Source organism: Sphingomonas hankookensis, from assembly GCF_001619955.1.
Taxonomy (GTDB): Bacteria; Pseudomonadota; Alphaproteobacteria; order Sphingomonadales; family Sphingomonadaceae; genus Sphingomonas; species Sphingomonas hankookensis_A.
Genome location: NZ_LQQO01000056.1, coordinates 90057 through 110993, shown reverse-complemented (window position 1 = coordinate 110993; position 20937 = coordinate 90057). Strand labels below are relative to the sequence as shown.

21 protein-coding genes and 1 tRNA gene are annotated in these 20937 nt (G+C 69.0%); 11 read left to right on the top strand and 11 right to left on the bottom strand.

The annotated features are described in order from the left end of the window. Positions 1-47: 47 nt before the first annotated feature. The 3 genes from AVT10_RS15975 to AVT10_RS15965 all read right to left on the bottom strand — a co-directional run bounded on the left by AVT10_RS15975 (position 48) and on the right by AVT10_RS15965 (position 1864). A complete protein-coding gene (locus AVT10_RS15975) occupies positions 48-1103 on the bottom strand; it encodes an extracellular catalytic domain type 1 short-chain-length polyhydroxyalkanoate depolymerase (RefSeq protein WP_066693719.1) in 1056 nt (351 codons plus the stop codon). Between the two features lie 79 nt (positions 1104-1182). Next, entirely contained in the window at positions 1183-1719 is a 537-nt protein-coding gene (locus AVT10_RS15970; protein WP_232308054.1) for a GNAT family N-acetyltransferase, read from the bottom strand. Positions 1720-1787: 68 nt separating this feature from the next. After that, positions 1788-1864 (bottom strand) — tRNA-Pro (locus tag AVT10_RS15965). Between the two features lie 164 nt (positions 1865-2028). Here AVT10_RS15965 and lepA point away from each other — a divergent pair. From lepA to AVT10_RS15935, 6 genes are all read left to right on the top strand, one after another. Then, complete coding sequence (lepA, locus tag AVT10_RS15960) at positions 2029-3837, top strand: translation elongation factor 4 (RefSeq protein WP_066693741.1); 1809 nt, start codon at positions 2029-2031, stop codon at positions 3835-3837. Between the two features lie 605 nt (positions 3838-4442). Next, complete coding sequence (locus tag AVT10_RS15955; RefSeq protein ID WP_066693708.1) at positions 4443-4751, top strand: phasin family protein; 309 nt, start codon at positions 4443-4445, stop codon at positions 4749-4751. 39 nt (positions 4752-4790) lie between these two features. Further along, a complete protein-coding gene (gene modA, locus AVT10_RS15950; RefSeq protein ID WP_066693706.1) occupies positions 4791-5549 on the top strand; it encodes a molybdate ABC transporter substrate-binding protein in 759 nt (252 codons plus the stop codon). Beyond that, positions 5549-6238: a molybdate ABC transporter permease subunit gene (gene modB / locus AVT10_RS15945; protein WP_066693703.1), complete on the top strand. Its 690-nt coding sequence runs from the start codon at positions 5549-5551 to the stop codon at positions 6236-6238. Before modA ends, modB begins: the two co-directional genes overlap by 1 nt. Beyond that, entirely contained in the window at positions 6228-6848 is a 621-nt protein-coding gene (locus tag AVT10_RS15940; RefSeq protein WP_066693701.1) for an ATP-binding cassette domain-containing protein, read from the top strand. Before modB ends, AVT10_RS15940 begins: the two co-directional genes overlap by 11 nt. Before the next feature lie 56 nt (positions 6849-6904). Continuing rightward, positions 6905-7609 carry a hypothetical protein gene (locus AVT10_RS15935; protein WP_157092796.1) on the top strand — a complete coding sequence of 235 codons (705 nt, stop codon included), beginning with the start codon at positions 6905-6907 and terminating at the stop codon, positions 7607-7609. Here the strand turns inward: AVT10_RS15935 and AVT10_RS15930 are convergent. From AVT10_RS15930 to AVT10_RS15920, 3 genes are read right to left on the bottom strand one after another with little or no spacing between them, the layout of a single operon-like run. Further along, the gene (locus AVT10_RS15930) at positions 7600-8019 is read right to left on the bottom strand and encodes a hypothetical protein (RefSeq protein ID WP_066693694.1); all 420 of its coding nucleotides are present in this window, start codon (positions 8017-8019) and stop codon (positions 7600-7602) included. The genes AVT10_RS15935 and AVT10_RS15930 overlap by 10 nt on opposite strands. Next, positions 8007-8456, bottom strand: coding sequence for a hypothetical protein (locus tag AVT10_RS15925; protein ID WP_066693692.1), 450 nt, complete (start codon positions 8454-8456; stop codon positions 8007-8009). The genes AVT10_RS15930 and AVT10_RS15925 overlap by 13 nt, the downstream gene beginning before the upstream one ends. Beyond that, positions 8453-9016, bottom strand: a complete 564-nt coding sequence (locus tag AVT10_RS15920; protein WP_066693690.1) for a hypothetical protein — start codon at positions 9014-9016, stop codon at positions 8453-8455. The genes AVT10_RS15925 and AVT10_RS15920 overlap by 4 nt, the downstream gene beginning before the upstream one ends. A 170-nt stretch (positions 9017-9186) precedes the next feature. On the opposite strand from AVT10_RS15920, the gene AVT10_RS15915 reads away from it, so the two are divergent. Next, entirely contained in the window at positions 9187-11703 is a 2517-nt protein-coding gene (locus AVT10_RS15915; RefSeq protein WP_066693688.1) for a PhoX family protein, read from the top strand. 299 nt (positions 11704-12002) lie between these two features. On the opposite strand, the gene gspD is transcribed toward AVT10_RS15915, so the two are convergent. The 5 genes from gspD to gspG form a co-directional block, all read right to left on the bottom strand. Then, positions 12003-14051 carry a type II secretion system secretin GspD gene (gene gspD / locus AVT10_RS15910; protein WP_066693686.1) on the bottom strand — a complete coding sequence of 683 codons (2049 nt, stop codon included), beginning with the start codon at positions 14049-14051 and terminating at the stop codon, positions 12003-12005. Positions 14052-14061: 10 nt separating this feature from the next. Further along, a complete protein-coding gene (locus tag AVT10_RS15905) occupies positions 14062-14844 on the bottom strand; it encodes a type II secretion system protein N (RefSeq protein WP_066693683.1) in 783 nt (260 codons plus the stop codon). Further along, positions 14841-15254 carry a type II secretion system minor pseudopilin GspI gene (gspI, locus tag AVT10_RS15900; protein WP_420038518.1) on the bottom strand — a complete coding sequence of 138 codons (414 nt, stop codon included), beginning with the start codon at positions 15252-15254 and terminating at the stop codon, positions 14841-14843. Before gspI ends, AVT10_RS15905 begins: the two co-directional genes overlap by 4 nt. A gap of 74 nt (positions 15255-15328) precedes the next feature. Further along, entirely contained in the window at positions 15329-15784 is a 456-nt protein-coding gene (locus tag AVT10_RS15895) for a prepilin-type N-terminal cleavage/methylation domain-containing protein (protein WP_269746919.1), read from the bottom strand. 104 nt (positions 15785-15888) lie between these two features. Continuing rightward, positions 15889-16341 carry a type II secretion system major pseudopilin GspG gene (gene gspG, locus AVT10_RS15890; protein ID WP_269746918.1) on the bottom strand — a complete coding sequence of 151 codons (453 nt, stop codon included), beginning with the start codon at positions 16339-16341 and terminating at the stop codon, positions 15889-15891. Between the two features lie 67 nt (positions 16342-16408). On the opposite strand from gspG, the gene gspL reads away from it, so the two are divergent. From gspL to AVT10_RS15870, 4 genes are all read left to right on the top strand, one after another. Next, the gene (gene gspL, locus AVT10_RS15885) at positions 16409-17494 is read left to right on the top strand and encodes a type II secretion system protein GspL (protein ID WP_232308052.1); all 1086 of its coding nucleotides are present in this window, start codon (positions 16409-16411) and stop codon (positions 17492-17494) included. Continuing rightward, complete coding sequence (gene gspM, locus AVT10_RS15880; protein ID WP_066693674.1) at positions 17491-17988, top strand: type II secretion system protein GspM; 498 nt, start codon at positions 17491-17493, stop codon at positions 17986-17988. The genes gspL and gspM overlap by 4 nt, the downstream gene beginning before the upstream one ends. Then, positions 17985-19466: a GspE/PulE family protein gene (locus AVT10_RS15875; RefSeq protein ID WP_420038517.1), complete on the top strand. Its 1482-nt coding sequence runs from the start codon at positions 17985-17987 to the stop codon at positions 19464-19466. Before gspM ends, AVT10_RS15875 begins: the two co-directional genes overlap by 4 nt. 163 nt (positions 19467-19629) lie before the next feature. Beyond that, a complete protein-coding gene (locus AVT10_RS15870) occupies positions 19630-20856 on the top strand; it encodes a type II secretion system F family protein (RefSeq protein ID WP_066693671.1) in 1227 nt (408 codons plus the stop codon). The last annotated feature ends 81 nt before the right edge of the window (positions 20857-20937 follow it).

Genomic DNA, 20937 nt, shown 5'->3' with positions numbered 1-20937 from the left:
GTGAGCACGGCCGGACTGTGCCGTGCCGTCCGCTTACCGACAAGGCGTCAGCGCAGCAGGCCGGCGGCGCGCAGGGCCTTTTCGATCGTCGCCTGGACGCCGTTGCCCGGCACCGCCGGAGGTTCCGGCGTCAGGCGCTCGAGCCTGGGCGAGGGTGGCGCGGACGCCTGTGTCGGTTCGGCGGCGACCAGTCCCCAACTGCGCGCGATCTCCAAGGTGCTCGACAGGCCGACGTCGAGCATGAACGGGCCGGTCGCGCCGATGCCGCTGCGGCTGTCGACGGGGACGCCGTGCCCCATGCCGGTGATGCGCCATTCCTCGACCAGGGGATTGCCGTGCGGATCGCACCATGCGCGGTGCGACCAGTTGGGGCCGTTTGCGCCCTTGCGCGGTTCCGCCGGCAGCGCGTGGACGTCACGCCATTGCCGGACCAGCGCGTCGCTGTTGGCGATCACGACGGTCGGGTCGGCGGTGCCATGCCAGATGGCGACGCGCGGCATGCGGGGGCCGGGGGCGATGGCGAGCGTATCGGCGGCGGCGATCCCGCGCATCCGCTCCAGCGCGGCACGGACGCCGAGGGCGGTGCCATAGGGCAGGCCGCCGATGATCGCGCCCGCCGCGAATGTTTCGGGCCAGGTCGCGAGCATCACGGCGGTCATTGCACCGCCCGCCGAGAGGCCGGTGATGAATATGCGGGCCGGGTCGATGGCGTGGGTAGCGACCATGTGCTCGATCATCGCTGCGATCGATTCCGCCTCTCCGCCGGTGCGGGCGATGTCGGCGGATTCGAACCAGTTGAAGCACAGGTTCGGGTTGTTGGCGCGGCGCTGTTCGGGGAGCAGCACGGCAAAGCCTTCGCGGTCGGCCAACGTCGACCAGCCGGTGCCATGATCGTACACCGCCGCATCCTGCGTACAGCCGTGGAGAGCGACCACCAGTGCCGCGCCGGGACGCAGCGTTTCGGGCACATAGGCCCGCGCGCGCAGATTGCCGGGATCGGGGGCAAAGCCGGTCAGGTCGTGCAGCCGGTCGGGAACCGTCGGTCTGCCATGGGCGGCGCGCATCCGCTGCAATTGCTGGATCGTATCGGACAGGGCCGGCATGGCGCGAAACCTCTTCAACCGCGACGTCGATCGGCCGCTGTTGGAGAATGGGGCTTCATGCTGCATTGCACAATGGGTTTCAGGCGAATCCTGCCGGTTGCAGGACCAGACGCACCGTCGACACGGGCGCGCCGGTGGCGAGACAGTCGCCCATTTGCCGCCCGGTCTCCACGAAACCGAGCTTGGCCAGCACGCGGCCGGAGGCGGGGTTCGCTTCGAAATAGCCCGAGGTGATGGTGGACAGGCCGAGCGTGTCGAAGCCGTAGCCGACGACGGCACCGGCGGAGCGGGGCATGATGCCGCGCCCCCAGTGCTCGCGTGCCAGCCAATAGCCGAGTTCCGCCGAGGCCGGATCGTCCCCTGGCGTCAGGCCAACCACGCCGATCAGCGTATCGTCGCCGTCCAGCGTGATCGCCCACACCCATTCGTGCGGCACGACATGGTCGAGGAAGAAGGCGGCGTCGGTCGCGCCATAGGGATGCGGCACCCGCGCCAGCCGCCGGGCGATCTCCGCATCGCCGCAGATGCGGACGATGGCATCGCTGTCGCGTGGCTCCGGACGGCGCAGGATGAGCGGCGGGGCATGGAGGACGGGGCGATCGAACGGGCGCGTCATGGCCGACATCGTACCGGACCGGACGGCGGGCCGCCAGCGCGGCGAAATATCGATATGTGACGATCCAATGGTCGGGGAGAGAGGATTCGAACCTCCGGCCCCTGCCTCCCGAAGGCAGTGCTCTACCAGGCTGAGCTACTCCCCGACGGAGTATCGGCCGGGCCGTTCGGGGCGCCTGCCGTTGCTTGGAGGCGCGCCTATAGCGCTCGGATTCGGGGTCCGCAAGCGGGATTCGTATGTCGTGCTGTTTGGCTTTGGCGGGGAAGCTGCTAGGGGCGCTGCAATCCTACTCTTTTCGAATGTGTGACCGTGGCCACTCCGCTCGACAAACTGCGTAATTTCTCGATCATCGCCCATATCGACCATGGCAAGTCGACGCTGGCCGACCGGCTGATCCAGCGGACCGGCGGCCTCGCCGAGCGCGAGATGTCGGCACAGGTGCTCGACAATATGGATATCGAGAAGGAACGCGGCATCACCATCAAGGCGCAGACCGTGCGCCTCGAATGGAAGGGCCATGTCCTGAACCTGATGGACACGCCGGGGCATGTCGACTTCGCCTATGAAGTGTCGCGGAGCCTTGCGGCGTGCGAGGGCGCGCTGCTGGTGGTCGATGCGGCGCAGGGAGTCGAGGCGCAGACGCTGGCGAACGTCTATCAGTCGATCGAGCATGACCATGAGATCATTCCGGTCATCAACAAGATCGACCTGCCCGCCGCCGAACCGGAACGGGTAAAGACCGAGATCGAGGATATCATCGGCATCGACACGTCGAACGCCGTGCTGGCATCGGCCAAGTCGGGCATCGGCATCGACGAGATCCTCGACGCGATCGTGGCGCATATCCCGCCGCCCAAGGGCGATATCAATGCGCCGCTCAAGGCGATGCTGGTCGATAGCTGGTACGACCCGTATCTGGGCGTGGTCATTCTGATCCGCGTGATCGACGGGTCGATCCGCAAGGGCCAGCAGATCAAGTTCATGAATGCCGACACGACGCACCTGGTCGACCGGGTCGGCGCGTTCCGGCCGAAGATCGAGCAGCTGCCCGACCTGGGGCCGGGCGAGATCGGCTTCATCACCGCGCAGATCAAGGAAGTGGCGCAGACGATGGTCGGCGACACGATCACCGACGCCAAGCGCCCGACCGCCGAACCCCTGCCGGGGTTCAAGGAAGTGCAGTCGGTGGTGTTCTGCGGCCTGTTCCCGGTCGATGCCGCCGATTTCGACAAGTTGCGCGAATCGATCAGCAAGCTGCGGCTGAACGATGCCAGCTTCACCTTCGAGATGGAAAGCTCGGCGGCGTTGGGCTTCGGCTTCCGCTGCGGGTTCCTGGGGCTGCTGCATCTGGAGATCATCCAGGAGCGGCTGACGCGCGAATACGACCTCGACCTCATCACCACCGCGCCGTCGGTGGTGTACCAGATCGAGCTGACCCATCCCGATCCGGCGGGCATCACGCAGATCGACCTGCACAATCCGGCCGACATGCCCGACGTCAACAAGATCAAGACGATCAGCGAGCCGTGGATCCAGGCGACGATCTATGTCCCCGACGAGTATCTGGGCGGTATCCTGAAGCTGTGCCAGGACCGGCGCGGCATCCAGATGAACCTGACCTATGTCGGCGGACGCGCGCAGGCGGTGTACGAACTGCCGCTCAACGAGGTCGTGTTCGACTTCTACGACCGGCTGAAGTCGCTGTCGAAGGGCTATGCCAGCTTCGATTACGAACAGATCGGCTATCGCGAGGGCGACCTCGTCAAGATGAGCATCCTGGTGAATGAAGAGCCGGTCGACGCGCTGTCGATGATCGTCCACCGCAGCACCGCCGAGACGCGCGGGCGCGGCATGGTGGAGCGGTTGAAGGAACTGATCCCGCGCCACCTGTTCAAGATCCCGATCCAGGCGGCGATCGGCGGAAAGGTGATCGCGCGCGAGACGATCAGCGCGATGCGCAAGGACGTGACCGCCAAATGCTATGGCGGCGACGCCAGCCGCAAGCGCAAGCTGTTGGACAAGCAGAAGAAGGGCAAGGCGAAGATGCGCGAATACGGGTCGGTCAGCATCCCGCAGGAAGCCTTCATCGCCGCGCTGCGCATGGGTGACGACAACTGAGGCGACAGCGGCGCGGAACCGGCGCCGTTCGTCCAAACGAAAAGGGCCGGCGCTATGGCAAGCGCCGGCCCTTTTTGTGTCGGGAAGCGACGCCCTTAGGCGAGGATGCGCATCACCATCTGAACGGTCAGCGCGACACCCGCCCAGCCCAGCGCGGTCATGCCGGCGAGGGTGACGATCGTCGTACGACCCGAATACTTGCTGTGCATCCTCTCAACCCTCCTGTTTTTCTCTTGCGACAAACTGTCCCAAAAAAACGACGATTGCAAATTTATGAAAGGCGCAAATCGGACGAAACCTGCTGCGATCAGGCCATATTTCGTCACAATTCCGGAAGCGTTGCTGCGGTGCAAAATCGTTGATGTGGAGGGCATTGTTCTAAAATGGTACAAATGCCGACAGGTCATTTCGCAGCTGCGATGTTGCGTTTTCCGTACGGGACGAGCCGAAACTATTTTTTCACGGCAGTCAGGAAACTGACAGAATCGGCGCTCCGCCAGCCGATCTGCGCACGGAATCGTGGGAATCGGGAAGTCGGTCAGGAACTTCCGGGCACTACGAGGGTTGGGCGCTAAGGAAAATTTTATCCATAGCAGGAGCAGCCGATGGCCGAATCCGATTCGAATCCCGCCGCCGCCGCGACCGAGCGGATGCGTGTCGCCGGCAGCGCGATGACCGAGCAGGGATCGCAGCTCGGCCTGACCATCTTGTCGCAGGCGGAAGCGAATACGCAGGAGGCATTCCGCGCGATGCGCGCGGCGGCGCAGGCCAGCGACCTGAACGAGGTGATGCGCATCCAGTCGGACTATCTGCGCGACCAGGGCGCACGATCGATGGCCCAGGCGCGCGAAGTGAGCGAGATGATCGCCAATTTCGGCCGCAACGCCATCGGGCAGATGACCGGGCGCAATTGATCGCCGGCCCCGGGCGGGCGGTGTGATGAAGGGGGGACGATGATCCGGCGATTGGTATTCGCGCTGGCGGGCCTGTTGCTCGCCGCGCCGGCGAGCGCGCAGTCGCGCCCGCCGATCGTGCTGGCGGCCGCCAGCCTGCAGGAATCGATGAACGCCGCCGCCGATGCCTGGGCAAAGCGCGGCCATGTCCGCCCGACGCTGTCCTTCGCCGCCAGTTCGGCGCTGGCGCGGCAGGCGGCGGCGGGGGCGCCCGCCGACCTGTTCATGTCGGCCGATGTCGAATGGATGGACGATCTCGACCGGCGCGGGCTGTTGGCGAAGGGCAGCCGGGTCAATCTGCTGGGCAACCGGCTGGTGCTGATCGCACCGGTCGACAGCCGGGTGCGCGTGACCTTGCGGCCGGGCGTCGATCTGCGCCCGGCGCTCAGCGGCGGGCGGCTGGCGATGGCCGATCCCGATGCGGTGCCCGCCGGACGCTATGGCAAGGCGGCGCTGACCCGGTTGCGGGCATGGGACGGCGTGGCGCCGTCGGTGGTGCGGGCGGAGAATGTCCGGGCGGCGCTGGCGCTGGTCGAACGCGGTGCGGCACCGCTCGGCATTGTGTACGCGACCGATGCGAAGGCGTCGACCAAGGTGCGCGTGGTCGGCGTGTTCCCGGCCGCCAGCCATCCGCCGATCACCTATCCCATCGCCCGGCTGAAGGCTTCGCAGAATGTCGAGGGCGAGCGGTTCCGCCGCTTTCTGGTCAGCCCGGCCGGCAAGGCGATCTTCGTTCGGTACGGATTCAGCCCGCGCTGATGCCGGATGGCGCCGAATGGGCGATCGTCCTGCTGTCGCTCAAGATCGGTGGCGTGGCGATGCTGGCGGCATTGCCGGTCGCCTATGCGCTCGCCTGGGTGCTGGCGCGGGGGCGGTTTCCGGGCAAGGTGCTGATCGACGGGATCGTCCATCTGCCGCTGGTGCTGCCGCCGGTCGTCACCGGTTGGCTGCTGCTGCTGGCGTTCGCGCCGGCCGGACCGGTCGGCCGGTGGCTGGAGGCGTGGTTCGGGGTCAGCGTGCTGTTCCGCTGGAGCGGGGCGGCGATCGCGGCGGCGGTGATGGCGCTGCCGCTGATGGTACGCGCCATCCGCCTGTCGATCGAGGGCGTCGATCGGCGGCTGGAAAGCGTGGCGCGGACGCTGGGCGCCAGTCGGGCGCGGGTGTTCTGGAGCGTGACCGCGCCGCTCAGCCTGCCCGGCGTGCTGGCGGGAATGGTGCTGGGGTTCGCCCGCGCGCTGGGCGAGTTCGGCGCGACGATCACCTTCGTATCGAACGTGCCGGGCGAGACCGCGACGCTGCCGCTGGCGATCTATAGCGCGTTGCAGGTGCCGGGCGGCGAGGCGAGCGTCGTGCGGCTGGCCGTCATGTCGGTCGCGCTGTCGCTGATCGCGCTGGTCGTGTCGGAATGGCTGGTGCGGCGGGGCGGGCGGAGGGTCCATGTCCTTTGACATCGACGTGACCGTCCGGCTGGGCGAGGCGGTGGTCGGTGCGGTCGTGCCCGACGACGGACAGGATAGCGGGCTGACGGTGTTGTTCGGCCCGTCGGGCGTGGGCAAGTCGAGCGTGCTGAACATGGTCGCCGGGCTGCTGCGACCGGCGGCGGGCCATGTCCGGGTCGGCGGCGTCACGCTGTTCGATGCGGCGGCGGGGATCGACGTGCCGGTGCCGGTGCGGCGCTGCGGCTATGTGTTTCAGGAGCCGCGGCTGTTCCCGCACCGCCGGGTCGCGGCCAATCTACGCTATGGCATGGGGCGCGGCGCGCCGCCGATCGGCTATGACGACATGGTCGCGCTGCTCGGGTTGAAGGACTTGCTTCACCGCTGGCCGGCGACGCTGTCGGGGGGTGAGGCGAAGCGGGTGGCGATCGGGCGGGCGCTGCTGTCGGGCGCGCGGTTCCTGTTGATGGACGAGCCGCTCGCCTCGCTCGACCGGGCGCGGCGCGAGGAGGTGATGGCGACGATCGAGCGGCTGCGCGACGCGCTGCGCCTGCCGATCCTGTACGTCACCCACGATGCGGCGGAGGCAGAGCGGCTGGCGACACGGATCGTCGCGATGTGACCATCATGCCGCCGCAATCCCGAAGCGATATCGCATCCGTAACGATCGGGAGTGCGGTGATGCGGTTGGTGATGGCGGGCATGGCGTTGTCGGTAGCGGCTCCGGCGACGGCGCAGGACGTCCAGCCGGACGGTCCCGATATCGTCGTCACCGCCGGCAAGCCGCTGAAGCTGGATGCGAAGGTGTTGCGCGCGGGGCAGCGCCGCTTTGCCGAGGATCGCGCGATGCTGTCGCCCGAGGGAAGCCTGCGGTTCGAACTGTGGCGCGGCGGGCGGCGGATACCGGCGGGGATGGTGCCGATCGTGCTGAGCGACGGCAAGGGGCACGACCTGCCGGTCACGATCGACGGCGACGGGCGGATGGTGTTCGCGAGCCTTCCCGAGGGGCGCTGGTTCCTGACCGCACCGGCGCAATCGCAGGGGATGCATCTGCGGCCGATCGTGCTGTCGCGCGGCACCACGACCGAGGACCGGCGGCTGGGCGATATCCGGGCGCAATGCCATGTGATGATATCGATGGGAAAGGCGCAGGCCACGCTGCTGGAATGGCCGCTGATCGGCCTGTTCGAGGCGGTCGGCGCCTGCGAAAGCAAACGGTTCCATATGTTCCATCAGGCCGAGCATCCGATCGCCAGCGCGAAGGCGATGACACCGCACGGCGAACGGGAACTGCGCCTTTCCGAAAAGGGTACGTCCTATGTGCCGCCCATGTCCGATCGGACGCTCGGCAACGATGTGCGGGTGCGGATCGCCTATCGCTGATCGTCGCTGCCGGGCATCGGCACGCGGGCGCTTTGCCCGCCGCGGGTGAAATAGGCGGCGTCGATGGCGAGGCTGCGCAACTGCCAGCCGTCGATGCTGTCGCCCGGCGACAGGGTGCGGGTGCCGTCGCTACCGCGGACCATTGCCACCGCGTCGCGACCGAGGCGACCGACCACGCCCAGCAGCTCCGGCGTATCGGCGGGGAGCGCGTCGGTGGCGGGCGGCGCGAACAGCGTGCGGGCAAAGGCGGCACGGAGCGGCGGCGGGGGCGCGGGGGCGGCGAGCGGGGCGAGCGCATTCGTCGGCGAAGCGGTCGGAGCCGGTTCGCGCAGCAGCCAGAGCGGCACGGTCAGCGCGACCAGCGCCGCGCCGGCCAGGAGTGCGTGCTGGCGCAGGGTCAGCCCCGCCATGGTGCCACCAGCGTCGCATCGAGCCGCACGCCGCCCGGCGCACTGGTCAGCCGCCATGCCCGCATCCGGATCGCCGGGTGCGTGCGCTCCAGCGTATCGGCAAAGGCGACCACCGCCTTCTCGGTGCCCGACGCGCGGAGGGACAGTTGGGTGAGCGGTGCGGGCGCGGCGGGATCGGGGGCGAGCGTTTCGATCAACACCCCGCCGCGGGCGGCATCGGCACGGACCAGTGCGCCGAGGCGCGCGCGGGCGTCGGCGGCGCTGTCGGCCGGGAAAGCGGAGTCGGCGGTGGCGAGCGGCGGGATGGTGGCGCCTGCGTCGATCCGGGCGGCATTGCGCGCGGCGCGGGCGGCGGCGAGGTCGCCCAGCGCGCCATAGGCGGGGATGGCGAGCAATGCGGCGACGCCGGCTGCGATCAGCGGCAGGCGCGGAGTCATGGGCGCTGCTCCAGCGTGACGCGCATCCGCCCGTCACCATCGGCGCGCGCCTGCGCGGTGGCGCGCAGGCCGGTGAGGACCGGATCGCGCCGTAGCGCGGCGAGCAACCGGTCGGGATCGGGGGCGGCGACCTCGATCGCGATCATGCCGGCCGCATTCCGCTCCGCCCGCAGCAGCGCGGCATCCGGTGGCAGGGCGCGGGCGAGCGATTCGAGCGTGGTGCCAAGCGGCGCCCCGCGCCATGCCTGTTGCAGCAGGGCGCGCGTCTGCTGGGCCGCCGCCTGTTCCGCCATCACCGGGGCGGCGCGGCGGGCGATGGCGCGGCCTTCGTCCTGCGCCCGTGCCGTCAGTATCGCCGCGCCGCCCCAGGTGATGAGCGGGGTGGCGACGATCGCGACGGCGAGCAGGGCGGACACGCGGTCGATCGGCGGGCGGGGTGCGCGCGGGGCAGGGGGCGCGGGGGGCGGTGTCGGATCGCGCCGGGCCGCCTCCACCGCGCGATCGAACAGGCTGGGCCGGATCGGCGCGCTGTCATTGGCGGGGCGGGGGTCGGCGGCCATGCCCTGTCCCTACGCCCGCCGTCGCATGCGGCACAAGCCAGTCATCATATTGTCGTCGTTTCGCCATGCCGCTTTCATCGAACCGCAACCGCCCTGTCGCAGCGATGCGCCAACGACAGCCGCAGGGAGGGTGCCGGCACGGTCGGCGTCCAACGAAGCGGGGAATCTCCATGGCGAACAACGACCTGACCATCGGTTATGACGATGGCGATATCGAAACCAATCCGAGCACCGGGCCGAGCCTGCAGGACCTGGTCGACCAGCGTTATTCGCGGCGCCAGGCGCTGCGCGGCGGCGCGTCGACTGCGGCGGTCGCCGTGTTCGGCGGATCGCTGCTCGCCGCATGCGACGACAAGGTCCAGGGCATCGACAATACGCCGCCGGTCGTCGGCGGCACCTCGACCGGCGCGACCAGCGCGGGCCGGGTCGTCACGCTGACCGGGACCGCGACCGACGACAATGCGATCGTCAGCCAGACCTTTACCCAGGTGTCGGGCCCGACCGTCGCCCTGTCGAGCACGACGCCGGGCACCGCGACCTTCATCGCGCCGGCCGTATCGGCGGCGAGCAACCTCGTCTTCCGCTACACCGCGACCGACGTGAAGGGCGCGAGCAGCAGCAGCGACATCACCGTCGCGGTATCGCCGCCGGCGCTGGGCTTCACCGCCGTCGCCAAGAGCCTGGCCGATGTGGTCAGCATCCCGTCGGACTATACCGCGACCGTGGTGTACCGCCTGGGCGATCCGATCAACGCCGCCACGTCGGCCTTTGCCAATAACGGCACCGACAGCGGCTATTCGGCGCGCGCGGGCGATCATCACGACGGCATGAGCTATTTCGGGCTGGCGGCCAGCGGCACCACGCCCGACGCGAACAATTCTACGCGCGGCCTGCTGGTGATGAACCACGAGAATATCTCGGAACAATATCTCCACGTCGCCGGGCAGACGGTGGTCAACGGCGCGCGGCCGACGTCCGAAGTCGTCAAGGAAATGGAATGCCACGGCGTGTCGGTCATTGAGGTGACGCAGAGCTCGGCCGGCTGGAGCTATGTCCAGGGATCGTCGCTGAACCGCCGCATCACCCCCTATACGCCGATGGTGTTCAGCGGCCCGGTGAAGGGCAGCGCGCTGCTGTTCACCGCCTATTCGCCCGACGGCACGGCGGGACGCGGCACGATCAACAACTGCGCCAACGGCCATATGCCGTGGGGCACCTACATGACGTGCGAGGAAAACTGGGCGGGTTATTTCCGGCGCGACAGCGGCGACAATGCGCAGCGCACCGCGCTGGTCGGGGCCAAGTCGACCCAGGCGTTCACCCGCTATGGCCTGTCGCAGCGCAGCGGCAATTACGGCTGGACAACGGCGGCCGAAGCGACCGCCGGCGCGACGCTGATCGGCAAGTTCAACGCGACGATCGACCCGACCAAGCCGGTGAGCGGCACCGGCGATTTCCGCAACGAGCCGAACCAGTACGGCTGGTGCGTCGAGATCGATCCCTATGATCCGACCTCGACCCCGCGCAAGCGCACCGCGCTCGGCCGCATGAACCATGAGGGCTGCTGCCCCGGCCGCGCCATCGCCGGCGTGAAGCCCGCCTTCTACATGGGCGACGACGCGCAGAACGAATATATCTACAAGTTCGTGTCGAACACGGCCTGGGTCGCGGCGGATGCGACCGCCAGCAACCGGCTGGCCATCGGCGACAAATATCTTGATTCGGGCACGCTGTACGTCGCCAGGTTCAATGCCGATGGTTCGGGCGAGTGGATCGCGCTGGTGTTCGGGCAGAACGGCCTGACCGCCGGCAACGCGCTCTATCCCTTCGCCGATCAGGCCGATGTGCTGACCCATTGCCGTCTGGCGGGCGATGCGGTGGGCGCCACCCGGATGGACCGTCCGGAATGGACCGCGGTCAATCCGGCGACCGGCGAGATGTACTGCACGCTGACCAACAACTCGTCGCGCTCGCCGGCGCAGGTCGATGCCGCCAACCCGCGGTCCTATATCGACCCGAAGGTCAACAGCACGTCGCGTTCGACCGGCAACGCCAACGGCCATATCATCCGCCTGCGCGAAGCCGGCGACACGACCGAGGCGACGCGCTTCACCTGGGACGTCTATGCCTTCGGTGCGGGATCGGACCTCGACCCGACCAACATCAACCTGTCGGGCCTCGACGCCACCAACGACTTTTCCAGCCCCGACGGGCTGTGGTTCGGCAAGCCGTCGAACGCGTCGGGCCAGGTCACGCCGGTGCTGTGGATCCAGACCGATGACGGCGCGTACACCGACGTCACCAACTGCATGATGCTGGCGGCGATGCCGGGCAGCGTCGGCGATGGCGGCACGCGCACCATCACCAATACCGGCGTGTCGGCGACCAGCACCGCGACGACCCGCATCGGCAAGGCGCCGGGCACCGCGCTGCGCCGCTTTCTGGTCGGACCGGTCCAGTGCGAGATCACCGGCATCGAATCGACGCCGGACGGCCGGTCGCTGTTCGTCAACATCCAGCATCCGGGCGAAGGCGGCAATTTCGACAAGCCGACGAGCAACTGGCCGGCGCTCCCGACCAGCGGCAGCAGCGTGATCCCCGCGACGTCGGCCGGCACCGCGGGCACCCGTCCGCGTTCGGCGACGATCGTCATCACCAAGAAGGACGGCGGCGTCGTCGCGCTGTAACCGACCTGCCCAGCGCAGTCGGGACGGGCGGTGGTCTGAGGACCGCCGCCCGTTTTGCGTTCAAAGTTCACTAAGTTCACACTCGTGACGTTTTGCGCGTCGGGCGGGTTCTGGTTGGTTGGGTGCGGGCGCGGGCAGGGGATGCATCGTGCCAGCGGCGCGGCGTGTAGGAAAGTCCGGGGGGGCGGGGGCGCGTCTCAACGCCCGGATTTATCCGGGGTCCCGCTTCTTGGCGGCCGAAGAAGGAGAAGCGGGACCCCGGGTCTAGCCCGAGGTGACGGTTGGTGCGGTGGTTCCGCTCAGTAAATTCCGTCGATTTCCATCGTCAGGCGCGGGGCAGGGGGATTAAGGAGCAGGCTGCGCTTGTCGCCCTGCAGCACCTCGTCGCGACGCAGCCGGTCGTAGCGCGCGCGCGCCGCTGCCGACGCATCCGCGCCGTCGCGCAGGATGGTCGGTTTCAGGAACACGAACAGGGTGCGCTTCTGGCGGCTTTCGGTGCGGCCCTTGAACAGTTCGCCGATCACCGGAAGGCTGCCGAGGATCGGCACCTGGCTGCGGAGCCGCTGATAATCGTCGCTGGTCAGGCCGCCGAGCACGATCGTCTGGCCATTGTCGGCTAGGACGGTGGTGTTGGCTGAGCGCTTGTTGGTGATGATGTCGGCCGCACCACTGACCTGGGTCGGGGCGATAGAGGATGCTTCTTGGCTCACCTCCAGCCGGATCGTGTCGCCGGCATTGATGCGCGGCAGGACGCGGAGGGTAATGCCGACGTCCTTGCGTTCGATGGTGGTGTAGGGGTTGGCGGTGCCGTTGCCGGTCAGGATCGAACCCGTCACGAACGGCACTTCCTGCGCCACGACGAACTCGCCGAGCTTGTTGTCGAGCACGGTGATTTGCGGGGTCGAAAGGAGATTGGCCTTGGTCGAGGTGCTGAGTGCCTGCACGAGGATCGAGAAATCGTTGCCGATGCCGATATTGGCGGAGAGGCCGCCGCTCAGTAGGCCGGCGGCGGGTACGCCCAGCACGCCGAGGATCCGGCCGAGCGATGCGCCGCCATTGTCGAACGATGTGCCGGCGCCGCTCACCTGCGTCAGTGCTGCGCCCGCCGTACCGATCTGCACCGCCAGTTGTTCGGCGTCCTGCCCGGTGATCTCCGCGATCGCGGCTTCGATCAGCACCTGCGGGCGGCGGACGTCGAGGTCGGGGATCAGGCGTTCGATCTGGGCGATGGCGGTCGGCGTGCCGCGTACGACGACGGCGTTGATGTCGGGCGCGGGCTGGACGGTGATGTCGGGAGTGGTGAAGCCCTGCGCCGGGGTCGTCTGCTGATTCTGGCCGACGGTGCTGATGCTGCCGCCAACCCCGGTGGCGCCCAGGCCACCCGCGGCACCGGCCAGCGCGCCGGCATTGGTGCCGCCGCTGGCGATCAGGCCCGACAGCGCCTGCCCGGCATTGTTACGCTGGCTGACGGTCGAGAGGCTGCGCGCGACCGGATTCGTCGCCGACTGCTGCTGGCCGAGAATGCCGCGCAACACGTCGGTCACGCTTTCGGCATCGGCGAAGTTCAGGCGGAAGACGCGGGTCGACATGGTCGCGCTGCCGCCGCGTGCGTCGAGCGACTGGGCGATGCGGCGCGCCTCCGCGACGCTGGCGGGCGTACCGCGCACGAGGATGGTGTTGCTGCGCGGATCGCCCGCGACGCGCGCGCCGCCTTCGCCCAGCACCGCCTGCATCGCGGTGGCGATGTCGGCGGCGTTGCCGTTGGTCAGCGTGATGGTGGCGAAGGTCGATCCGCCGCCGCCGTCGAGCGACCGGGCCAGCGCCTCGATCCGGCGGACATTGTCGGCATAGTCGGTGACGACGATCGCATTGGGCTGGGTCAGCGGCTCGACGCTGCCGAAGCTGGCGACCAACGGCCGCACGATCCGCGCGGCATCGGCCGAGGGGACGTTCGAGAGGCGCACCATCCGCGTGGTCAGTTCCTGCCCGCCGACGCCGCGCGTGCGCACCCCGCCGTCGCGCACCGCATTGGCCTGCGGAATGATGCGCCATGCCGATCCGGAGCGGACGGCGGCGAAGCCGTTGGCGCGCAGCACCGACTGGAACAGCTCCCACACGCCCGCCGGGGACAGCGGTTCGGCGGAGGTGACGGTCACCTGCCCCTTGACGCTAGGGTCGAGGATCAGCGTGCGGCCGGTGATGCGGCTGATCTGATCGGCGACGTCGGCGATCTCCACGCCGCGCATGTTGACGACGATGTCGGCGGCCTGGGTCTGAGCGATAGCCGGCGACAGGCTGGTTGCGGCGAGCGCGAGGGAGAGGAAGGCGGAGGCGAAGCGGTGGCGCACGGGGAAGACCCTAACGGATGGGAATGGAGACGGTGATCGGCTTGCCGTCGCGAAGGATGGTGACCTGCGCCTGCCCCGATGCGGCGGCGCTGGCGATGGCCGCATTGACCGCCGACGGGTCGGTCATGGCGGCGCCGTTGACCGACTGGACGACATCGCCCTGCCGCATGCCCGGCGGGGCGTTGGCGCCGATGGCATAGCCGCCCGCGACCGGCGTGGCGTTGAGGCGCGAGAGGACCGCCTGCGCCGATGGCGGCGGCGGGGCGGCGGCGGCGGGTGCGGGCGGGGCGAGCGGCTGTCCGGGCGCAGGCGCGGGGGCGGTGCCCGGCGTCGGCGTCGCCTGACCGAAGGGATCGGGGAAGGCGAGATATTCCAGCCGCCCGCCATTGTTCAGGATGATGCGGTCGCGGCGGATTTCGGTCACCTGCGCGCCAGCCAGCGCGTCGCCGACCTTGTACGGCTTGGCCGGTTCGTTGCCGAGCGACACGAACGAGATCGACAGTTCGGCCGGGCGGGCGAAGACGACGCCCTTCAGGATCGCCTGAATGCCGGTCGGCGAGGTCGCATCGGCGGCGGTCGGGCTGCCGAAGGGCGACCAGGCGATGGCCGGGCCGCTGTCGACCGTCACCGCACGGGCGCGCGCTTCGGAAGGCACGGTGATCGCGCCGGTATCGGCGTGGCCCGCGATCCGCCAGACGAGGCCGGCGAGCGCGAAGGCGACCGACACGATCGCGGCGGCGGCGAGCCAGTCGACCCAGCGTTCGCGGAAGCGAAGGCGTTCGACGACGATCATGCCGCGTCCTTGCGCAGGAAGCCGTCGAGCCGGGCCATGGGCGCAGCTTCGCCGACGGGGGCGACGGTGATCGTCACCCGGTCGAGCGCGGGGTCGCTGGTCGCGGTCCGGTTCACGCCCACGCTCCATTGCCGCCCCAGCATGTCCACCGTTTCCCCATTCGCCTCCGGCGTCCCCACTTCCAGATCGGCCAGCCGGTTTTCGGCGACCCACATCGCGATCGCGCGCCGTTCGACGCCACGGGTCGAATCGATGTGCTGCTCGACCGCGCCGATCAGCCCTACCGTGGCGATCGCCAATACCGCCAGCGCCACCATTGCCTCGATCAAAGAAAAGCCGGCTTGTGGTTCCTCCCCGCTGCGCGGGGAGGGGGACCGGCCGCACGCCGGTGGAGGGGCGTCGCGGCGCAACGCGACGGTTACGCGGGCGGACACCCCCCTCCACCATGCTGCGCATGGTCCACCTCCCCGCGGAGCGGGGAGGATCATGGGGTCACCTTCGTGGCGCGGGCGGTCACGCCGTCATACTGCACCCGCCAAGTCTGGTCGCCGCCGGTCACCGTCGCGCCGAGCGGTTGCCCGGTGCCGTCGACGCCCAGGATCACCGGTGGCGCGGTGTCGAGTGCCATGACCATGCCGCCTGGCAGGGTATGGAATGCCAGCGCGTCGTCGGTGATCGGCGTCAGCCCGCGCGGGCCGACCCGGGCGAAGCCATAGCCATGGGTGTCGGTGGTCAGCGCGATGAGCTGGTCGCCGAGCATCGCATCGTCCGCCGCCGCTTGCAGCCGGACGGCGAGGCGGCGGGCTTCCGCTTCAACGTTCGGCGCGCGGGTGGCACTGCCGATGCCGAGGCTGACCGCCCCCGCCGCTACGCCGATGATGGCGAGGACGATCAGCATTTCGATCAGGGTCATGCCGGATTCGGAATCACGGTCCGTCACGCCCGCGCAGGCGGGGGGCCATACACACCGACCGTGCGACTCTATCGCAGGCGTCGGCGGCAATGGATTCCCGCCTGCGCGGGAATGACGGAGGAAGGACTGACTCAGCGGGTCGTCCCGTCGATATCGGCGTCCAGCCCCTCGCCACCCGGCTTGCCGTCCTTGCCGAGCGATTTGATCGTAAAGCGCCCGCCGGTCGATTCGTAGACGTACGGATTGCCCCATGGGTCCTGCGGCATCTGCGACAGATAGCCGTCGGGCGGATAGGCGCCGGGGACGGGCGGCTGTGTCGGTTTCTCGACCAATGCCTTCAGCCCCTGTGTCGTCGTCGGGTAATCGCCATTGTCCAGCCGGTACATTTTGAGCGCGGCGGAAATCGACTTGATGTCGGTGCCGGCGGTCGTCACCCGCGCCTGATCGGGGCGGTTGATGACGTTGGGCACGATCAGCGCGGCGACCAGCGCGATGATCGCCAGCACGACGATCATTTCGACCAATGTCAGCCCCGCCTCGCGGTCGGGGACAGAAACCTTGCGGGCGGCGGGGTTCGCGGCCAAGGTGTCACGAAACTTTCGGAATAAGATGCGCATCCACGCCCCAATGCGTCCACACGATGAAGCCATTGTGACAATCGAACCCGCCCCCGCCGGTCCGGCCGCCGGCGTGTGGGCTGTCGCGGGCGGCGAAGCCATATTAGTCGATGGGACGGTGGCGGCAACAACCTTGCTCGTGCCGTCCGAATCGGTCCTTCTCCTCGCCGTCGACCTGCCGCTGCCCAACCGGGCGAAACGGCTGGCGGCGTTGCCCTTTGCGATCGAGGACCGGATCGCCGACCCGATCGACGCGGTGCATCTGGCGCTCGGCGATGCGGCCGGCGACAAGCGCTATCTGGTGGCGGTGGTCCGGCATGGGGTGATGGCCGAATGGCTCGCGTTCGCTGAGGCGGCGGGTATCGCCGGGGCGGCGTTCGTGCCCGATGCGCTGATGCTGCCGGTGCCGGTCGAGGGGTGGAGCGTCGATGTGACGGCCGGGCGCGCGCTGGTCCGCGCCGCCGACGGCACCGGATTCGCGCTGCCGCTCACCATGCTGGTGGCGGCATGGGAGGCGGCGGGGCGGCCGAAGGTGGCGGCGTCGGGCGATCCCTTGCCCGAAGCGATGGCGGGGGATGGCGCGGCCTTTCCGCTTGCCTCGCTGGCCGACCGGGTCGCGGCGGCGCCGATCGATTTGCGGCAGGGGGCCTATGCCCGCCGCCGGACGGCATGGCCGAGCACGACGCGCAAGGTCGCGATGATCCTTGGGCTGGCAGCGCTGGCGCATGGCGTGATCGCGGTGGCGGATACGCTGATGCTGCAACGGATCGCCGAGCGGCGTTACGACGCGCTGCAGCAGCTGGTCGCGACGACCGCGCCGGCGGTGCCGACCGGGGGCGATGATTTCATGGTGCGGGTCGCCGACCTGCTGCCGCGCCCGACCGGCACCAACCGCTTCGTGCCCTTGCTGTCGCGCGTCGGCGGGGCGCTCAGCCCGATCGGGCCGGTGCTGGTGGTGCGGAGCATGAATTTCGAAGGAAATGCGCTGACCATCGACTGTGAATCGCCCGAAACCGGCATGGCCGACCGGGTCCGCGCCGCCCTGTCCGCAGCGGGCGTCGCGGCGCAGGTCGTCGTGGCCCCCGGCGGAACGCTGCGCATCGTGGCGCGCGGCGCATGATCGTGCTGCTCAAACGCAACGCCCGGATCGAGGCGGCGCTGGGTCGCTTCGACAGCTGGTGGCAGGGGCTGTCGACGCGCGAGCGGGTGCTGGTCGGGACGCTGGCGGCGCTGCTGGCCGGGGTCGTGCTGGTCTATGGCGTGGTGAAGCCGGTGCAGGCGGCGCGGGCGCAGGCGCGAGCCGATATTCGCCAGGCCGAGACGCTGATGGCGCGGGTGCGCGCCGCCGGGCGGCTGGAAAGCGCGCCGCAAACGATCGCCGCCGGGCCACCGCAGGCCGTCATCAGTTCGACCGCCGCGACCGCCGGGTTGCAGCCGGTCGTGGCGGAGGCGAACGGTGCGATCACTGCGACGCTGACCGATTCGCCCTATCCGGCGGTGGTGACATGGCTGAGTTCGGTCGCGTCGACCAGCACCATCGGCGTGCGGCGGGTGTCGATGCAACGCGGCGCGACGTCGGGCCGGGTCAATGCGAGCGTGGAGTTCCAGCCGTGACCGACACGCTGCTCCATGCCGAACCGATGCGGCTGCCCTATGGCTATGCGCGCAAGGGCGGCGTGCTGATCCGGCTGGGCAAGGCGGGCATGGAATGCGTCCACCGCGCCGACGCGACGCTGGACGCGATGCTGGAGGTGCAGCGGGTCGCGCCGGGCATCCCGTTCGTGGCGCTGGACGACGGTGCGTTCGATGCGGCGTTGCAGGCGAGCTATGGCGGCAGCGCATCGACCGCCGCCGACATCGAACTGGCCGAAACCGATCTCGCGGCACTGGCCGACAGCGCCGCAGCGGTCGACGACCTGCTCGACGCGCGCGACGACTCGCCGGTCATTCGCCTGATCAATGCGCTGCTGCTGGAGGCGATCAAGGAAGGCGCGTCGGACGTGCATGTCGAGACGCAGGAGAAGCGCCTGGTCGTCCGTTTCCGCATCGACGGCGTGCTGCGCGATATCGTCGAGCCGCCCCGCGCGCTCGCCCCGCTGCTGGTCAGCCGGATCAAGGTCATGGCGAAGCTCGATATTGCCGAGCGCCGCACGCCGCAGGACGGCCGCGTGACGCTGCGCATCGGCGGGCATGACGTCGACGCCCGCGTGTCGACCATGCCGACGCAGCATGGCGAGCGGGTAGTGCTGCGCCTGCTCGAACGCGGGGGTATGATGCTCGACCTCGCCGGCCTTGGCATGTCGGAGCGCGACGAGAGCGTGTTCGCACGGTTGCTCGAACGGCCGCACGGGTTGCTGCTGGTGACCGGGCCGACCGGTTCGGGCAAGACGACGACGCTCTATACCGCGCTGACCCGGCTGAACGATCGTCGCCGCAACGTGATGACGGTCGAGGACCCGATCGAATATGAGCTGGCCGGCATCGCGCAGACCCAGGTCAATCCGCGCACCGACATGACGTTTGCGCGGGGACTGCGCGCGATCCTGCGGCAGGACCCCGACGTCATTATGGTCGGCGAGATTCGCGATCAGGAAACGGCGCAGACGGCGGTGCGGTCGTCGATGACCGGGCATTTCGTGCTGTCGACGCTGCACACCAACACCGCGATCGGATCGGTCACGCGGCTGATCGACATGGGGGTCGAACGCTATCTGCTGGCACCGATGCTGGTCGGGCTGGTCGCGCAGCGGCTGGTGCGGCGGTTGTGCGTCGAATGCCGCTGGCAGGATCGCGCGACCGAGGCGGACAGCGTGCTGCTGGGCGGGGCGATCAAGCCGGGCAAGAAATTGTGGCGCAAGGGCGGCTGCGAGGCGTGCCACCACGAGGGCTATCGCGGGCGTGCCGGGCTGTACGAGGTCGTCGCGGTCGACGACCGGTTGCAGGCGATGATCCATAACGGCGTGGCCGAGGCGGAACTGGAGCGGGCGGCGCGGGTGGATAATCCGGCGTTGCTGGATGATGGCGTGGCGAAGGTGCGGGCCGGGGTGACCACGGTCGAGGAGGTCGCGCGGGTCGTGCGGGATGAGGGGTGATTTCCAACACCCTTAGTCTCACCCGTTTGGTTCGAGTAGCGATCGAGTTTGTCGAGAGCGCGTATCGAGAACGGGGTCCTGCTGGGCAGGAGTTCTCGACGGACGCTTCTCGACAGGCTCGAAGCTGCTCGAACCAAACGGGAATTTTGACGGGGGTAGGCCGGTGACAGCCTACACCTACCGCGCCGCCTCCCGCACCGGCGCCACCGTCAAGGGCGTCATCGAAGCGTCCAGCCCCGCCGCCGCCCGCGCGCTCTTGCGCGAGCGCGGCGAACTTCCGCTGTCGGTCGAGGAAGCGGCGGAAAAAGGTCCGAAGCTCGGCAGTGTCCAGCTGCCCCGGCTGTTCCGGCGCGGCGTGTCGGCCAAGGCGCTGGCGACGCTCACCCGGCAGATCGCGACGCTGGTCGGCTCCGATATCTCGATCGAGGAATCGCTGCGCATCGTCGCGGGGCAGGCGGACAATGCCGCGGTCAATGCGCTGCTGCTCGACGTGCGCGCCGCGATCCTTGACGGGCGCAGCTTCGCGCAGGGGCTGGGGCGGCATCCCAAGGCGTTTCCCGAATTTTACCGCGCGTCGGTGGCGGCGGGGGAACAGTCGGGGCGGTTGCCCGACGTGCTCAACCACCTCGCCAATTTCGTCGAGACCCGGCAGGCCAATGGGCAGAAGATGCAGCTGGCGTTGCTGTACCCGGCGCTGCTGGCCAACGTCAGCTTCGGCATGATGGTGTTGTTGATGGTCTATGTCGTGCCCGACATCGTCCGCGTGTTCGTGTCGCGCGGGGCGGAACTGCCGTTCCTGACGCGAGCGCTGATCGCGCTGTCGGCGTTCATCCAGAAGTACGGGCTGGTCGTCGCGGTCGCGGCGCTGGTGCTGTTCCTGATCGGTGCGCGCTGGTTGCGGGTGCCGGCCAACCGGCTGCGGGTCGACCGGCGGCTGGCGACGCGCCGGCCGTTCCGCCGGTTCAGCCGCCAGCATAATGCGGCGCGCTTTGCGGGCAGTCTCGCCACGCTGGTCGGCAGCGCGGTGCCGCTGGTCGAGGCGCTGCACGCCGCCGCCGCCGTCACCCCCAACCGCTTCGTGCGCGACAAGGCGCTGACCGTCGCGGCGCGGGTGCGCGAAGGCTTGTCCTTGCGCGCGGCGATGGCGGAGGCGGAGATTTTTCCGTCGATGCTGGTGGCGATCGTCGCTTCGGGCGAGACGTCGGGCAAGCTGGCTTCGGCGCTCGACCGCGCGTCGGGCGAATTGGAGCGCGAACTCGACGCGCTGGTCGCGACGCTGGTGGCGCTGGTCGAACCGATGGTGCTGCTGCTGATGGGCGGGCTGGTGCTGATGATGGTGCTGGCGATCCTGCTGCCGATCATCAACCTGAACAATCTGGTGTCGATCTGACAGCCCTATCCCCGTGCAGGCGGGGATCCAGGGTCGCCGGCGCGGCCGTTTGTGGCTCTGGACCCCCGCCTGCGCGGGGGT

Coding starts and splice junctions, on each gene's coding strand:
- modB (WP_066693703.1), top strand. CDS start 5,549: ATGCCGGATGGCGCCGAATGGGCGATCGTCCTGCTGTCGCTCAAGATC.
- modA (WP_066693706.1), top strand. CDS start 4,791: ATGATCCGGCGATTGGTATTCGCGCTGGCGGGCCTGTTGCTCGCCGCG.
- AVT10_RS15920 (WP_066693690.1), bottom strand. CDS start 9,016: ATGGCCGCCGACCCCCGCCCCGCCAATGACAGCGCGCCGATCCGGCCC.
- AVT10_RS15940 (WP_066693701.1), top strand. CDS start 6,228: ATGTCCTTTGACATCGACGTGACCGTCCGGCTGGGCGAGGCGGTGGTC.
- AVT10_RS15975 (WP_066693719.1), bottom strand. CDS start 1,103: ATGCCGGCCCTGTCCGATACGATCCAGCAATTGCAGCGGATGCGCGCC.
- AVT10_RS15925 (WP_066693692.1), bottom strand. CDS start 8,456: ATGACTCCGCGCCTGCCGCTGATCGCAGCCGGCGTCGCCGCATTGCTC.
- AVT10_RS15915 (WP_066693688.1), top strand. CDS start 9,187: ATGGCGAACAACGACCTGACCATCGGTTATGACGATGGCGATATCGAA.
- gspM (WP_066693674.1), top strand. CDS start 17,491: ATGATCGTGCTGCTCAAACGCAACGCCCGGATCGAGGCGGCGCTGGGT.
- AVT10_RS15955 (WP_066693708.1), top strand. CDS start 4,443: ATGGCCGAATCCGATTCGAATCCCGCCGCCGCCGCGACCGAGCGGATG.
- AVT10_RS15970 (WP_232308054.1), bottom strand. CDS start 1,719: ATGACGCGCCCGTTCGATCGCCCCGTCCTCCATGCCCCGCCGCTCATC.
- AVT10_RS15930 (WP_066693694.1), bottom strand. CDS start 8,019: ATGGCGGGGCTGACCCTGCGCCAGCACGCACTCCTGGCCGGCGCGGCG.
- AVT10_RS15905 (WP_066693683.1), bottom strand. CDS start 14,844: ATGATCGTCGTCGAACGCCTTCGCTTCCGCGAACGCTGGGTCGACTGG.